At 70.1% G+C, this 1364-nt stretch carries 1 protein-coding gene; it reads left to right on the top strand.

The window, feature by feature from the left end; translation table 11 throughout:
• On the top strand, positions 1-1364 hold a 1364-nt coding region (locus tag NQU54_RS48510; RefSeq protein WP_257636646.1), incomplete at both ends, for a SpnB-like Rossmann fold domain-containing protein.

Below are 1364 nucleotides of genomic sequence, written 5' to 3'. Positions count from 1 at the left end.
CCACCCCCACCCACGACGACAACACTCTCGACCTCACCATCCACACCCGCACCACCCCTGACCAGCCCTGGACCGCCCACGCCACCGGCACCCTCACCCGCGCCAACACCGCACCCCCCAGCCCCCAAACCACCTGGCCCCCCACCGACGCCGAACCCATCGACCTGACCGGCACCTACCAACGCCTCGCCACCACCGGACTGGAATACGGCCCCGCCTTCCAAGGACTCCACGCACTCTGGCGCCGCGACAGCGACAACCGACTCCTCGCCGACGTCCGTCTCCCCGACAGCATCGATAACGCCGACAGCACCGACGGCTACGGCATCCACCCCGCACTCCTCGACGCCACCCTCCACGCACTGGTCGCGGTCTCCGACGGGGACGAAATCCGGCTGCCCTTCGCCTGGACCGGCGTCACCCTCCACGCCACCGGCGCCACCAAGCTGCGCGTCGAGCTGGACATCGACGACGACGGCACGCTGTCGCTGTCGGCGACCGACACCAGCGGACAGCCGGTTGTCACGGTCGACTCGCTCACCACACGGCCGATCGACCCCGCCCAGCTGCGCGCCCGCCCTCGACAGACCGACGATCTGTACGCGCTGGACTGGCTCCCGTGGTCCGGCAGCGTCTCGCCGACCCCGGAGTTCGAGCGGTATGCGGTGCCGACGGTCGGCGACGACGTCCTGGCCGACACCCACCGCATCACCACCGAGACCCTGACCCACGTCCAACAACACCTGGCCCAGGACACCACCACCCCCCTCGTCATCGAAGCCACCCACGACGACCTCGCCGGCGCGGCCGTCTGGGGACTCATCCGCACCGCCCAAACCGAACACCCCAACCGCATCGTGCTGGTCGACACCGACAACCACCCCGCCTCCAGGGACGCCCTGGCCTCCCTGGTCGCCTCCGGCGAACCCCAAGCCCGCATCCGCAACGGCGCCATCACCGTCCCCCGACTGACGACCACGGCCGTCGCCGACGCGCTGACACCTCCGGCCGACGCCGACGCCTGGCACCTGGACACCAGCGAACGCGGCACACTGAAGAACCTCACACTGGTCCCGTCCGATTCGGCGACGCGTCCACTGGGACCGCATGAGGTGCGGGTCGGGGTGCGGGCCGCCGGTCTGAACTTCCGCGACGTACTCATCGCCCTGGGCATGTACCCCGGCGAGGCCACCATGGGCAGCGAAGCCTCCGGCATCGTCCTCGACATCGGCCCCGACATCACCGACCTCACCCCCGGCGACCGAGTAACCGGACTCTTCCCCGACGCACTGGCCAACGTCGTAGTGGCCGACCGACGCACGATCACCCCCATACCAACGAGCTGGTCGTACACCGACGCCGCA

The sequence above is a fragment of the Streptomyces malaysiensis subsp. samsunensis genome (assembly GCF_024519315.1).
In the GTDB taxonomy this organism is placed as follows: domain Bacteria; phylum Actinomycetota; class Actinomycetes; order Streptomycetales; family Streptomycetaceae; genus Streptomyces; species Streptomyces malaysiensis.
The sequence above is the reverse complement of the archived record's forward strand: the minus strand, read 5'-3'. Positions and strand labels throughout refer to the sequence as shown.